The organism is Paraburkholderia sp. UCT2, assembly GCF_014397665.1.
Taxonomy (GTDB): domain Bacteria; phylum Pseudomonadota; class Gammaproteobacteria; order Burkholderiales; family Burkholderiaceae; genus Paraburkholderia; species Paraburkholderia tuberum.
The window spans coordinates 1-12943 of record NZ_VZQO01000036.1; the positions used below are offsets into that span (position 1 = coordinate 1).

The window sequence follows — 12943 nt, forward strand, 5'->3', positions numbered from 1 at the left end:
CATCCTAGACCTCGCCGACCCGGCGCCGCCGGCAGTTCGTCGTCTCCGGCGGCTACGCCGCCTCCGACTCCTCACTACCGGCCAAGATGAATGTCGGTACACCGGACGTAGTCATTGTCGCCGCCCAGTTTTCCCAGCAGTATTCCATCGGGCGCCAGGAAGATGACAGTACAGTAGAGCGTACCGCCGTCGCGCTCAATCACACCGACGATCAGGTATTGCCTCAGGTCGCCTGCGATCTGCGCGATTCGATTTGTCCACACGGATGGCACCTCGATGGCGCTGTCAAAGTACCGGCGATAGTCCTCTCTGCCTTCAGGCGTCCTCTCGCCGACGGGAGCGCCGAAATGCAGTCCCTTGGGATAGGCGGATACGAAGGCTTCCGGGAACACAATCAATTGCGAATCGAGTTTCGACGCCGCGACTACGTCCCGTTCGAGCTTGGCCAGCGTTCGTTCGACATCGAACATGGCCGATCCCGTTTGCATGACCGCTGCACGCAGAACTTGCTCCATTCTGACCTCCGGTTCAAAGGCGTTAGTTCACTTTATTAAAGGGCGAGAATTGGTGCGCGCATAGATTTTTTGGCCATCGTTCAGATCTCACATCGTTGAACGCCCGTCAGCCAGCCCGTCTCTACGCCCTATTCAGCGGATGACAAAGGCAGGTGGATTGATTCGTCGAGTCGGGCAACTGCGCCGGAGGACCCAGACACGTCGGAATGTGGGCAGAGAAAAGTCGTGATCGTGATGTGGCGGCAATTTCAGTTTAGACGCGGCGGTACTCCCTGCTGTATGCCATTCGCCATATGCACAGACGGCTCGCAGAAGCCTTTCGACGCTGGATTTGCCTGTGTAGTGGGGCATGCTTGTCTCATCCGCGCCCTTGAATACGGAAAAACAGACGGTGCCGTTCACGTCCGCTTCGCGCGACCTTCATTTGAACTGGCGCTCTCGGCCATGTTCAGCCGGTCGCCCGCTCACTCGGCCAGACATTCAAAAGTCGCTTTCATGCTGAAAGCTGCCGCTCGCTTTGCTCCGTGACCCGGAAGAGGCTGGCCGTTGAACCTCCGACTATGGGTTGTGTGCGCTTCCGTCGACAACGGTTAGTCCAGGCGGCTTGGCGAGTATTCGCATCGCTGCTGCAGCGAGCGTCTTCGATGACCTGCATGAGTGCCTCGCAGGAGAACGGCTTGTGCAGATAGACATCGAAGAGCCGGGCAATGTCTCGCTGACTGACAGCGTCGCCCGTCATTGAAACGAGGAAAGCCGCGGAGCAAATCGGCGTTTCCCTCAGCGACCGTGCGACAGACTCATTGTCCTCAGGCTTCGATCGGATTCTAAGCCTCGAGGACATCGTACAAACACGGGAGACGGAGGCGGACCGCATGTGTCGCGATCTAACCCACAGCGCCAGACGGAGAGTTGGATCCGACCCACCGGTCGCAGCGCGCATGTCTGTCTACCAATTCGCCCTGGTCGCCATGAAAGATCCAATATTTTCAACTAGTTGTGTGATCGCTTACCGCGGTGCCACCATTTGGCACGCACTTTGCCTTGATCCTCATCGAGGAGTATCTACACCCTCAAAACAAGCTCTGACATTCCTGACTGACTAATTTACCCTTGGAGAATCGAAATGAACGCGCTGGTAATCAAAGACCTCCCCGTAGCCGTTGAGATGGATCGTACTGCAATGACCGCCGTCAGCGGCGGCAGGTTGCCGCAGCAGATCGTGAACATCATCCAGGCCGTTGCCGACTATGCAAATGATGCTCCTACCCAGCACAGTTTTACTGGCAGTGGGGCTTCTGTGACGTATTAACAGAAACACGGTGATTTCGTAGCTCAAGGCCCCGCCAACGAGGGGCCTCTTTGAATTCGCTTCCGCTGACTTTATCTGCGCTGCCCCGATACCGACCATTCCGCTTCAATTCGACGGGTTGTTGTGAGCGTGAGCATTCTTTCTGAGGGCATTACGACCGTTTTCTTGTTCACGATCGATGAGGTACTAGGCTTCCGGTTCCTCACCAGGCGTGCTCAACTTTTCTCCTCGCAAAACAACGGACTCCCACACGGACCGCGGACGCGAAACACCATGACGACGCAGGTCCCAGCACCTTGTTGGCTTAAGCCGCCGTCGGTGTGGCGACCGGCCAGCGGCGGCTAAGTCGAATAGCTGTTCCCGAAAATGCCACTTGAACGTACGGACCGGTCAGTTTTCTGCCAGTGAGAGCGCGCACCGTGACTGGCCGTTGAGGGTCGGTCTGAGGCATTCACATAGGTGGGCCGAGTGTTTGACTCGGTCCTGCCACCACCGGTCATTCGACACTGACGCCTGAATCGCTGATAATCGCTAACTGCCCGCCGTTATATCCCTGAGTCTTGGTCGCAATCATGCTCAAACTCGCCTATCTGTTTCTCTCGATCACGCTCGCCACCCCGCTCTCGGCCCTAGCGTACGGTAGTGATAATCCAGACTACGATCAATGCATTCTGCATTCGTTGGGAAACAGTCAGAGCAGCTTTGCGGCTCGCCAGATCAGCAACTCGTGCGACGCGATTTACAGAAATGGCGCAATGCTTTTGCCGCGCGAAAGAGCGTATCACCTGTGTGTCCTGCAAAATGTGCAGACCGTGAGAGGAGCATTTGCGGTCAACGAGATACTGCATGCATGCCGACGTCAAAATCAGATGTAGGACGGACGCCATTGACGATTGCAGCCCTGAGATTCGCAAGATTTAATTTCGATTGCGTTCATTGACCTCGCCCCGTGCAGACGTGGCGAGACACTGGCACGAACGGCTGCTTCCGGAAAATGCCAAGGTCCGCTTCGGGTCCGACTGCTGCCCGACCCGAGGCATCAATGGCGGAGCACGCCGCCAGCTCATCGTCGGACCGGGTGCGGCCACAACCGGTCACTCGGCAAAGCGGCGAGAATTGGCGACAATTTTCGTTCGACGTATCCTTGAGGATCGATGTTCTGACACTCTTGGCCAACGACCCGATAACAAAGCCCGATGCAATCACATCTCAGAATCGCCAGGCCTGTCAGCGACCTTTCGCGGGCAGAAAGCATGTATTGCGCCGCGCTCAGCCTGGTTGTGCTGGCAAAAGCTCAGCCTGGTTGTGCTGGCAAAATTTCAAGACCATCAGGGGTTCGATGGGGTGATGCTCGGAGGTTCCGGCATGGACTATCACTTCGAGTTCACACAGTGCCGCGAACATCCGGTAGCGCCAACACCGACACGTGAGGATTTGCTGGTGTTTTACGCCCCGGATCGAGTTGAGTGGCGGTCGACTTGCGATCGCCTCGCCGAGAGCGGATTTGTTTGCGTGACGTCGCTCAACCCTTATTGGGATGTGTCAGGTAGAACATTTGAGGATCACGACGGCTATCGAATCGTTTTGCAAAACTCGGCATGGTCCTCATGATGCATGCGTAATGCAATTGGACGCCAGCTCGATCGCTTTGCAGCAAGTCGCCCGGTCGCGTAAAAGGCAAACTCCGGCCGCAAGCCGTCACTCGACAGTGGCTCTCGAAAGCGGCCGCTCACTGACATTGACCTACGGAGCGGCAGGCTCTAACATGCCTTTCATGCTCGCTTACGCCCATTACCCCTCCCGCCTTGTCCACGCATGCTGTCACGGCCTGCCAGGGGGAGCTTGCGTCTAGCGCGCCAATCTGCGTCACGTCCAAGCCTCAACTGGCCACCCGTTGCGAAACCGGTGGCCTTTTTGTTTTTCACGATCGCTCCACCACGCGAAAATTCCAATGCCACTCGTCCTATATGACACCTGGTCGCGCGCCGTGCGCCCCTTCAAGCCGATACAACCCGATGATGTCGGCCTGTATTGCTGCGGGCCTACGGTGTACGACCACGCGCATATCGGCAATCTGCGGACCTATGTGTTCGAAGACGTGCTCCGGCGCGTCCTGATGCTAAACGGCTACCCCGTACAGCACGTCGTCAATATCACCGATGTCGGTCATTTGGTCTCCGATGCCGATGAGGGCGAAGACAAGATGGAGAAAGGAAGCCGGCGAACAGGAGAGTCGGCATGGGCGATCGCCGAGCGTTATACAGAGGCTTTCCTGGCCGACTGGCGAGCGCTCAACTTGCTGGAGCCTTCGGTCTGGTGCCGCGCAACCGACCATATCGCGGATCAGGTCGCCTTCATTGTCACCCTTGAACGCGCCGGTTACACGTACCGGACCGCAGATGGCGTGTACTTCGACACCAGCAAGCAGGACGATTACGGCTTTCTGGCTCGCCTCAACCATGAGGGCCTGCAAGCCGGCAAGCGGGTTGCACTAGGCGAGAAAAAGCGCGCCACGGATTTCGCGCTATGGAAATTCAGCCCCGCTGATTCCCGGCGCCAGATGGAATGGGACAGCCCTTGGGGACGCGGCTTTCCCGGCTGGCACATCGAGTGCTCGGCGATGTCGGCCAGGTACCTGGGGTCCTGGTTCGATATTCACTGCGGAGGTGAAGACCACATCGCCGTGCATCACAGCAACGAAATCGCGCAGACGCAAGCCGCGCACGGTACCCGGCTCGCCAACTTCTGGATGCACGGCCATTTCCTTACACTGGACGCTACGAAAATGTCCAAGGCGGGCGGTGACTTCCTCCGCCTGCAGACACTGGTCGACCGCGGAGTCGATCCGCTGGCGTATCGCTACCTGTGCTTGACGGCGCACTACAGAAGCTCCCTGCGTTTCAACTGGGATGCGCTTGAAGCCGCAAAGGTCGCGCTCGACCGGCTACGCAACGTCTATGCGAGTTGGCCCACCGGTGGTACGGCGGATGAGCGTTTTGTCGCCCGGTTCAACGCTGAGGTCAATCAGGATCTGAATCTACCCCGCGCACTAGCCGTGCTGTGGGATCTGGTGAGGAGCGATTTGCCTCCTGCCACGCGACGGGCCACCGTTGACAGCTTCGATTCGGTACTTGGATTACGACTGCCCGATTGGCAGCCGGACAAGCGGGATATCCCTGCAGACATTGCTGCGTTGGCCGAGCAGCGCGAAAAGGCGCGCGCCAACAGGGACTGGGACCAAGCGGACCGCCTACGTGACACATTGAGAGCCTTGGGATGGCAAATCGAAGACGGTGAGCGCGGGCAACGACTGATCCGGACTGTCAAAGGAACGACGGTACTTGGGGATGGCTGCGTATGACGCTCGATAGATTGGCGGCTGTGCGTCCTATGCGCTATGCGGGGCGCACAACCGCAGGCGAGATGGCAACGGCTCGGCGCGACCGGTTGAACGTCTGCTTCGCGTGCGATCGACGGCCCGCTCCTGGTCGCTTTATGCCTTTTGCATGAGGCGCACACCGCAGACGATCGTCGTGCTATGTCGCGGAACGCAGTGCGGCAAATTTCGGACTTTCGGTATCGACCGTCAATTCGGTGACAATCGAACCGGGCGGTGGCGCTCCGGTAGACTTCAACTCCTGCCCAACCTTGCCGGGATTGCATGGACAGCGATACGTCATGGCTCGCGAGGCGCGTCCGAGACAATGACTCGGAACAGACATTCGTTGACAGCGGGATTCCCATCAGTTCGTTTGGATGTCTGTTGTCGAGAAGTCCGACTGTCCGTATACAGGGTCGACCTTTGCCCGACGCGGACTGATGAACGGCGGCTCACCCGGCGTGTTAAACGTCGGACTGGGTTCGGCCACAAGCCGCCGTTGGTCGATGCCTCGATATACACGTTCAGGCGTATCTTCCAGCCTGCAAACGGACTTTCGAGCGTTGAGTCCGTCTGTCGCGAGACCGGCCTTTGCGGCCGTTGGCGCCCCGTCCCATCGCAGCCTGTCCAATGGCTGCTCCCGAAAACTCGGAGGACTGAGGTCGAACTGTTTTCGACCGTTCGAGACTACCGTGACCGGGGCTCGTTTCTCGATACCTGGCATACACTCGTTCGGCGATAGCTCACGATTCGTCGCGCACCTCCTGGTGAGCCGCCTCCCTGGCTGTCGGCCACACCCGCTCCTCAAATTGATCAGACGGGACCGGCTCCGAATACAAAAAGCCTTGCGCAAAGTCACAACCCACGGCGGCGAGAAAATCACGTTGATCCGTCGTCTCGACCCCCTCGGCAATAACCTGCAATCCCAACTTGTGAGCGAGCATGACCATTGCTTCGCAGAGCGCCTGATTGCCGCCGTCGAAACCGAGGTTCTGTACGAATGAACGGTCGATCTTGAGATAATCGATGTCGAACCGCTTCAGATAGGCTAAGGACGAGTAACCGGTCCCGAAGTCGTCGATCGAAATCCCGATTCCTGCCTCGCGGAAACTCAGCAACTTCTCGTTCAATTCGGCGTCCAGTAACAGCCCTTCGGTTATTTCAATTGCCACGCTCTGTCTAGGCATGCCTTGCCGAATGAGGTATTCCGACCATTGGATACACACCAGATTGTCCTGGCGAATCTGCACCGGTGAAATGTTCACACTGATCTGAAACGATGGATGGAATCGTCTGCGCCATTGACGCGCCTGGCGCACGGCCTGTTTGAACACCCAATCGCCGATCGGAACGATGAGCCCCGTGTCTTCGGCCAATGCGATGAAATCCAATGGACTGATCGTGCCGCGCACCGGGTGCAGCCAGCGAATTAGCGCTTCAGCTTTATAAATTTCGCCAGTCGCCAGATTGACGATAGGCTGGTAATAAACACGGAACTGTTCGACTTGCAGGGCGGTACGTAGATCGCTCGTGAGACGCTGGCGCTTTTCTGCCGCCACTTGCAACTCGGGCGTAAAGTAGTGGAAACGGTTGCGCCCCGCGGCTTTGGCCGCGTACATGGCCTGGTCGGCATTCTTGAAGAGAACATCCAGTTCTGTCCCGTCGTCAGGGTAAAGCGTGACTCCGACACTCGCAGAAATGAAAGCCTCGTCCGGACCAAGCTTGAAGGGTTGGGCCAGCGTGGCGATGATCGTCTTCGCGATCTGTTCGATGCTCCCGGTGTCGTCCAACTCGGGCAGAATCACCGTGAACTCGTCACCGCCAAGTCGAGCGACCGTGTCGAATTCACGCACACACGAGGTAATGCGCCTCGCGGCCTCGATCAGCAGGATGTCGCCCATATCGTGTCCGAGCGAGTCGTTGACCTCCTTGAAGCGGTCGAGATCGATCAGCATCAAGGCCATCGGCCGCCCGGAGCGATGGGACACGCCGGCTTCATGCTCGAGACGGGCATGAAACATCTGGCGGTTCGGGAGATGGGTCAGCGCATCGTAATTAGCCTGTTTCCATATCGTTGCCTCGAATGCCATCCGGTCCGACAAATCACGACCGACCGCCAACACGGAGTTCACCTCGCCCGACGCGTCGATCTCTGGAGTGAGCCTGATATGGCTGCACTGTTCCTGTCCGTCCTTACTGAGCCATCTCAGTTCGAATTGGCGACTTTTCCCGGTTGTAATGGTTTCGCTGATCTTCTTCTCGTAAGCCAGCGCGTTAGCACCGCCCGGTATCTCTGAGGGCCGTTTGCCGAGCGACTCGCGAAGGCTGCGGGCCGCCGAGACACAGAAAGCCGGATTGGCGTAGGTGCGGCGCAGCTCCCGGTCGTAGCGCGTGATCGTGTCAGGTGAATTCTCGATCAACGTGCGCGACTCCTGCTCTTTGGCGACGAGCTCGGCCGTTCGCTCGATGACCGTCTGCTCCAAGGTAGCGTTGATCTCGTTGATCTTCTGGATCTTCTGCCCGATCGCCGCACTCATTCGTTCGAACCTGTGCGCCAATCTGCCCAATTCATCCTTTACGCCAATCTCACTGCGCGCGTCCACCGATGCCTCCGCCTCTGCGCCTGCATCGCTACCGGTGTCGTCCATCCTTCGCACCAGATCTTTGAGCGGTACAGAGATGCTGTGTGAAATGAAGTTGGCGAGGAAGATCGAAAGCAGAAACCCCGAAATGCCCACCAGTATGATCTGATCGCGTACGGACTGTGCCTCCGCCGTCAACTTCTTTTCCGGGATCGTACTGACCACAAACCATTTTGTGCCGGCGATACCCGTGTATGCAGCGAGATATCGTTCGCCATTCTTGCCATGGAAGTCGACGAAGCCCTTTGGCTCGCCGTGCGGATCGGCGTTTGCGATTCTTTCGAGCAGACCCGGTTCAGCCTTTCCGTCGGTGCTCATTGAAGAGCCGTCGGCACGAACAATCAGCTTGTCGCTACTGGCGTCAAGTACATAGATCTCCGTTCCACTGCCCACGGCGACGTCATTGAAAATCGATGAGAAATACTCGGGGCGAATCACTAGAACCAGATTGCCGATCTGCCGATTGTCGCTCTTGCCGATGATGGCGCGCACCATCCCGAGATCTTGCTGACCGGCCCCGTTGTCATAGCTGCCCCAGTAAGGCCGGCCATTTCGATCGGGAGCCTGCTGGACCAGATGCACCACACTCCGCGTCAATTGCGCGAACGCCTGGGTGTCCGTGATCCGGTTGTCCTTGTCGAGAAAATATTTCTGGTTGATGAAATCAACCGCGCCGTAGTGCTCCAGGAGCAGTCGGGTCAGATCCTGGCGAGCTTCGCTCTGCTCCTTTTCATTGCCGTGTGCGACGCGGGTCAGCGCGTCTTGAACCTGATCGGAGAGCACCAGAAGGCTGCTCTCCGTCTCGATCTGCTCCATCCGCAACGAGATGTTTTTGGATACCTGTTTGACTACCTCTTTGGAAAATATCTCCGCTTTGTGCTTGAACTCTGCTGTTGACTCCACATACGAAATGTAGCTAGAGACAAGTATCGGTATCAGCGAAAGCAGGATAAACGCGGTTATCAGCCGGTAGCGAATTTCGACCCGGCGCAGCAGATCCAACGAGAAGTAGGCGAATGCGCTTCGCAGCCAGGCGATCAGTGGGCTCATTTGTAGTGCATCTTCGCTTCATTCTTAACAGACTCGTCCAGGAGTTTTGCAGCCTGCATTGGCGTGATTTTCCTGAACAGCACATCCTGTATCAATCGATGCAAGCGCTCGATGGAATTGGAAGGTAGAAACGAATAGTACGGGCTGCCGGTCACAGCATAGCGACTGACCATGTTTGTGTAGTCAACAATCTTCTGATCGCTCACCACCGTCCCCGGGAACTGCTTGAATGGGGAAATGTTCTGGCGCTTAGCCTGGAGGATGGAAAACCCCTGCCCAGCGATGAACTCGAGAAAACGCATTGCCGCGGCCTTGTTGGGCGTTTCCGACACCGCAAACCCGGTTTCGCTGCCGATCACGGGCACCACCTGCTCGCCTGGCGCGTTCCAGGGCGGGATGAGCACGCCAACTTCAAAGGGATTGCCGTGCAGCAACAGACCGGCTGCCCAGCTACCGTGAAAAGCCATCGCGACTTTGCCCTCCTTGAATAGCCGTATGCCCTCGTCGTAGCCTGTTGTCATGAACGATTCCTGTACAAAACCCCGTTCCGGCATCAGCCTGATCCTGGCGAAAATATCCGCTACCTGGGGGGTGTTCAAATCCAGCGTGCCATCGCTGATTTTGTCCTTCCAGTCTGGCTCGCGCGCAACCACATTGTTAGCAAAGCCTGAACTGAAGGGGCCGTTGCCGAGCATATTTGGGAAGCCGCCGTTCCACATTATTGGCGTATAGCCCGCACGTTTGAGCTGTTCGCAAACCGCCAGGAATTCGTTGAAATTGGTCGGCAGTTCCCTGATCCCCGCCTTCGCAAACATGTCCTGGTTGTAATAGATCAAAGTCGTAGCCATTCCCCCCGCTATTCCAAAGTGCCTGGATTGGCGACTGGTCCAGTCTTTTTTGAGAGGATCGAGCATGTTGTTCCAGGCGGATGTCTTGCTAACGTCGGCGAGGAGCCCTTGATCGGCGAGGTCGGCCGCGTAGGCATTCGGGTTGATACTCACCAGATCGGGCAAGTTGCCGGAGGCGATCCGCGGCTTGATATTTTCTTCCACCGAATTGCCAATCATGAACTGCACATCCACGTGTATGTCCGGATTCAGCTTGCTGAATTCGGCAGCAATCTGAAGCATTTCTTCCGGCCAGTCAGGAGCCCAGACCAAGGCGGTGATGGTGGTACTGGCCGGCCTGCTCGTGCTCGAAGAATCGTGGTCTCGCTGATGGCAACCGCACAACGAGAAAAGAATGAAACAGGCCAAGACCGACAGCAAGGAACCAAACTCAGTTTGTCGCACGTGGGGTTCACTTTTTCAGGTTCGGCATGGATTGGGCGGCCCTCGGCAGAGGCTATGGGCGCATTCGATGGCAAACCGGTGAAACTTTCATCGCGGTCGAATCACTTGCATAACCATGGCGGCGTCCCTGCAGCGGTAAGTTGTGACGAAGCCCGGCATGCCGCTGCGCATTTCATCACAAATCTTTCTCGCTGCCGGCCGATCTTTTGTCATCGACGACGCCTATCGATCGGCACCTGAATGTTTATAAAACAGGGCTGCCTAGAGCGCTTGACGGGTCGGCACTCACACGGCATATCGGCAACAAACCCAGATACTTTAACTAAAGGGAGCCCGAATCTCGCCGGCATGACGGGAAGTGGCCGATACGAGGGGAGCGGCTCAGACGTCACCGACCTCGCATAGTTTTCATTTCCTGTGACACCGGACACACGTCTACGCGTTAACCCTAAAAGTTCCGCCGCGTTATATCAATTTTCGCAACAAACATTACCTATCTCACGACTTACTCTGCCCAGTTCGCCAAATTACAATGCAATCACTGACTACGAACAAGCAAGTTCGCAGCAAGATAAAACCCTGAACTGGAGGTAAGTATCATGAAATCGCTGATTCAAGCCGTTGTCATCGCCGTCGCTGTCGCCGCTCCGGTCGCCGCGTTCGCGCAAGCCAACCAGCCCGTGACCCGCGCTCAAGTGCGCGCCGAGCTGATCCAACTGGAAAAGGCAGGCTATCAACCTGGTCACGCCGACCCGCACTACCCGGCTGACATCCAGGCTGCGCAAGCCCGCGTCGACGCGCAAAACGGCGTCGGTCAAGCCGCTACCGGCTTCGGTGGTGTGGTGAGCGGTACGTCGCAAACGAGCCATGCGGCTCCGACGAGTGGCCCGAAGTCGGTCTACTTCGGTCAGTAAGCGGTAGGTGGCAGGCGGTTCGTCAAGCGCAGCTGTGTGGCCACGAAGCCCTACGGCGAAACGAACCGCGAGCACTTCCAGATAGCGCGTCCTTGCGACGCGCACCCCGATTCAAATGAACTGGCCCGCGACTCGGGTATCTCCGAGCGCGGGCCAGTTCGTATGTGGTTACCTCCGTCATCGGGCTCCCGATGACTTCGCCCAGGCCTTCACGGTCTGGGCGCTTTTTCGCGACGCTCTGCGTGCGCCGCGATGAATTCTCAGCTGCCCGCGCTCAGTCGCGTGCGATCAGATTGCCGACCTGGCCGCGCCCGGTCACTAGGCAACTCGACAGGAAGCTCTCGCTCTGCGCGCTCGCGCCAGCGTCACCAAAGCCCTTTTTCAACGCATCCGATTTGACGAGCGCCGCGCCCTGGTGACACGTAATCGTGCCGACCTCGCCCGCCTGCGCACGCATCAACGCCCGATCCGCCATCAGATAGCCAAGCAAAAGCACCAACGCAATATTGAACGCTTGTCGCATGGGTCGTCTCCTTTTCGAAGAGACTAACGTGAAGCGCGAATGCAGTGGCCTGGGGCTTTCCCGATTGTTGAAGATTCAATGATCCAGAATAAATCGCGGCTACTGCGGGCGATTCGTAGTGCATTGAAGCGATTCGGTTTTATTCGATGCGCGTGACTGTGCGCGCAACCGTAGGCGTTTACGCCTACAGCCGAGTTTCGATCCGCGCGATGCGGCTATTGATCGCATGGCGCACCAGCGCATTCGACGGCACCAGCAGCAGCGATGACGCGATGATCCGATACACGTCATGGCGCGTCACCTTCGACACTTTCGCCGGATCGAGCCACGCGTCGTTATCCGCGAGCAACAGTAAGGTGTCGAGGCCGATGAGGATCGGCCACAGGCAGGCGAGCCGCAAGCGCACCGCGCTCACCGGAATCGCGAGCGTATAGTCGAGCGCCGCGCGGAAATGATCGAGCGTCTTGCGCAGCAGTTCGACGAGCAGCGGCCGCGCGCGCATCGAATTGGCCGGTTGCAGCAGATCGCGCGCGCTCAGACCGTGGCGCTCGAGCATGCTCTGCGGCAGATAGCAGCGGCCGATGCGCAAATCTTTTCCGCAATCGCGCAGCACGTTGGTCATTTGCAATGCCTTGCCGAAACGCACGCCACGCTGCTTCATCGTGTCGGGCTGTTCTTTCAGCGTGCCCGGCATGTGCGCGTAAGTCATCGTGGTCCAGAACTCGCCGACGCAGCCCGCGACCAGATACGTATAGCGATCGAGTTCGTCGTATTCGCGCAGCGCCGCGATCTGGCCGGAGCGTTCGTCGGGGAACGTGCCTAGATCGAATTCCATGCCCTCGGTCAGCGTCGTGACGATCGCGCGCACCGAGTGGCAGTCGGACTCGCTCAGTTGCGCGAGCACGTCGAGCGCGGGGCTCAACGATTCGAGCAGCAGCTTTTCATCCGACTGCGCCTGCTGACCCGCGACTTCCGCGGCGATGCGCTGGAACGGCGCGCTGTCGACGGCCACGCCATTGACCTGATCGCGCAACGCGAGCAGCAATTCGAGGCGTTGGCCCGGCGCGATCAGCGAGGTGTCCGCAATCGTATCGGCCGCGCGCGCGAGCAGATACGCAAGGCCGATCGGATCGCGCATGCCGATGGGCAGCACGCGCAGCGTCAGATAGAAGGAGCGTGAAACGCCTTTCAGGAGCGGGCCGAGAAGAAAGGCCCGGGTCGGATTCGGCATGGGTTGGATCGGTTGGCAAATAGGCGGGTGAAAGCCCGCTGGGATCAGGCGCTGCCGAATTGTATACGGCGCGGCGCGTCACCCGGTA

10 protein-coding genes are annotated in these 12943 nt (G+C 58.0%); 5 read left to right on the forward strand and 5 right to left on the reverse strand.

All coding sequences use genetic code 11. From position 1 onward, the window contains the following. Positions 1-74 precede the first annotated feature (74 nt). On the reverse strand, positions 75-515 hold the full coding sequence (locus F6X39_RS25440; RefSeq protein ID WP_262414813.1) for a nitrilase-related carbon-nitrogen hydrolase: 441 nt from the start codon (positions 513-515) through the stop codon (positions 75-77). A 1123-nt stretch (positions 516-1638) separates the two neighbouring features. On the opposite strand from F6X39_RS25440, the gene F6X39_RS25445 reads away from it, so the two are divergent. From F6X39_RS25445 to cysS, 4 genes are all read left to right on the forward strand, one after another. Continuing rightward, on the forward strand, positions 1639-1824 hold the full coding sequence (locus tag F6X39_RS25445; RefSeq protein WP_187618624.1) for a hypothetical protein: 186 nt from the start codon (positions 1639-1641) through the stop codon (positions 1822-1824). A gap of 572 nt (positions 1825-2396) precedes the next feature. Beyond that, positions 2397-2699, forward strand: a complete 303-nt coding sequence (locus tag F6X39_RS25450; RefSeq protein ID WP_184046296.1) for a VF_A0006 family four-cysteine protein — start codon at positions 2397-2399, stop codon at positions 2697-2699. 490 nt (positions 2700-3189) lie between these two features. After that, a complete protein-coding gene (locus tag F6X39_RS37005; RefSeq protein ID WP_262414814.1) occupies positions 3190-3435 on the forward strand; it encodes a VOC family protein in 246 nt (81 codons plus the stop codon). Positions 3436-3775: 340 nt separating this feature from the next. After that, positions 3776-5185: a cysteine--tRNA ligase gene (cysS, locus tag F6X39_RS25460; RefSeq protein ID WP_187618625.1), complete on the forward strand. Its 1410-nt coding sequence runs from the start codon at positions 3776-3778 to the stop codon at positions 5183-5185. Between the two features lie 761 nt (positions 5186-5946). Here cysS and F6X39_RS25465 read toward each other — a convergent pair. After that, complete coding sequence (locus F6X39_RS25465; RefSeq protein WP_187618626.1) at positions 5947-8895, reverse strand: EAL domain-containing protein; 2949 nt, start codon at positions 8893-8895, stop codon at positions 5947-5949. Next, complete coding sequence (locus F6X39_RS25470) at positions 8892-10127, reverse strand: ABC transporter substrate-binding protein (protein ID WP_262414818.1); 1236 nt, start codon at positions 10125-10127, stop codon at positions 8892-8894. Before F6X39_RS25470 ends, F6X39_RS25465 begins: the two co-directional genes overlap by 4 nt. Before the next feature lie 659 nt (positions 10128-10786). Here F6X39_RS25470 and F6X39_RS25475 point away from each other — a divergent pair. Further along, on the forward strand, positions 10787-11101 hold the full coding sequence (locus tag F6X39_RS25475; protein ID WP_184024579.1) for a DUF4148 domain-containing protein: 315 nt from the start codon (positions 10787-10789) through the stop codon (positions 11099-11101). 274 nt (positions 11102-11375) lie between these two features. Here the strand turns inward: F6X39_RS25475 and F6X39_RS25480 are convergent, their stop codons facing one another. Then, positions 11376-11624, reverse strand: coding sequence for a hypothetical protein (locus tag F6X39_RS25480; protein ID WP_129961873.1), 249 nt, complete (start codon positions 11622-11624; stop codon positions 11376-11378). A gap of 184 nt (positions 11625-11808) precedes the next feature. Beyond that, a complete protein-coding gene (locus F6X39_RS25485; protein ID WP_187618628.1) occupies positions 11809-12855 on the reverse strand; it encodes a phytoene/squalene synthase family protein in 1047 nt (348 codons plus the stop codon). Between the last annotated feature and the right edge of the window lie 88 nt (positions 12856-12943).

Coding starts and splice junctions, on each gene's coding strand:
- F6X39_RS25485 (WP_187618628.1), bottom strand. CDS start 12,855: ATGCCGAATCCGACCCGGGCCTTTCTTCTCGGCCCGCTCCTGAAAGGC.
- F6X39_RS25440 (WP_262414813.1), bottom strand. CDS start 515: ATGGAGCAAGTTCTGCGTGCAGCGGTCATGCAAACGGGATCGGCCATG.
- cysS (WP_187618625.1), top strand. CDS start 3,776: ATGCCACTCGTCCTATATGACACCTGGTCGCGCGCCGTGCGCCCCTTC.
- F6X39_RS25475 (WP_184024579.1), top strand. CDS start 10,787: ATGAAATCGCTGATTCAAGCCGTTGTCATCGCCGTCGCTGTCGCCGCT.
- F6X39_RS25445 (WP_187618624.1), top strand. CDS start 1,639: ATGAACGCGCTGGTAATCAAAGACCTCCCCGTAGCCGTTGAGATGGAT.
- F6X39_RS37005 (WP_262414814.1), top strand. CDS start 3,190: ATGGACTATCACTTCGAGTTCACACAGTGCCGCGAACATCCGGTAGCG.
- F6X39_RS25480 (WP_129961873.1), bottom strand. CDS start 11,624: ATGCGACAAGCGTTCAATATTGCGTTGGTGCTTTTGCTTGGCTATCTG.
- F6X39_RS25465 (WP_187618626.1), bottom strand. CDS start 8,895: ATGAGCCCACTGATCGCCTGGCTGCGAAGCGCATTCGCCTACTTCTCG.
- F6X39_RS25450 (WP_184046296.1), top strand. CDS start 2,397: ATGCTCAAACTCGCCTATCTGTTTCTCTCGATCACGCTCGCCACCCCG.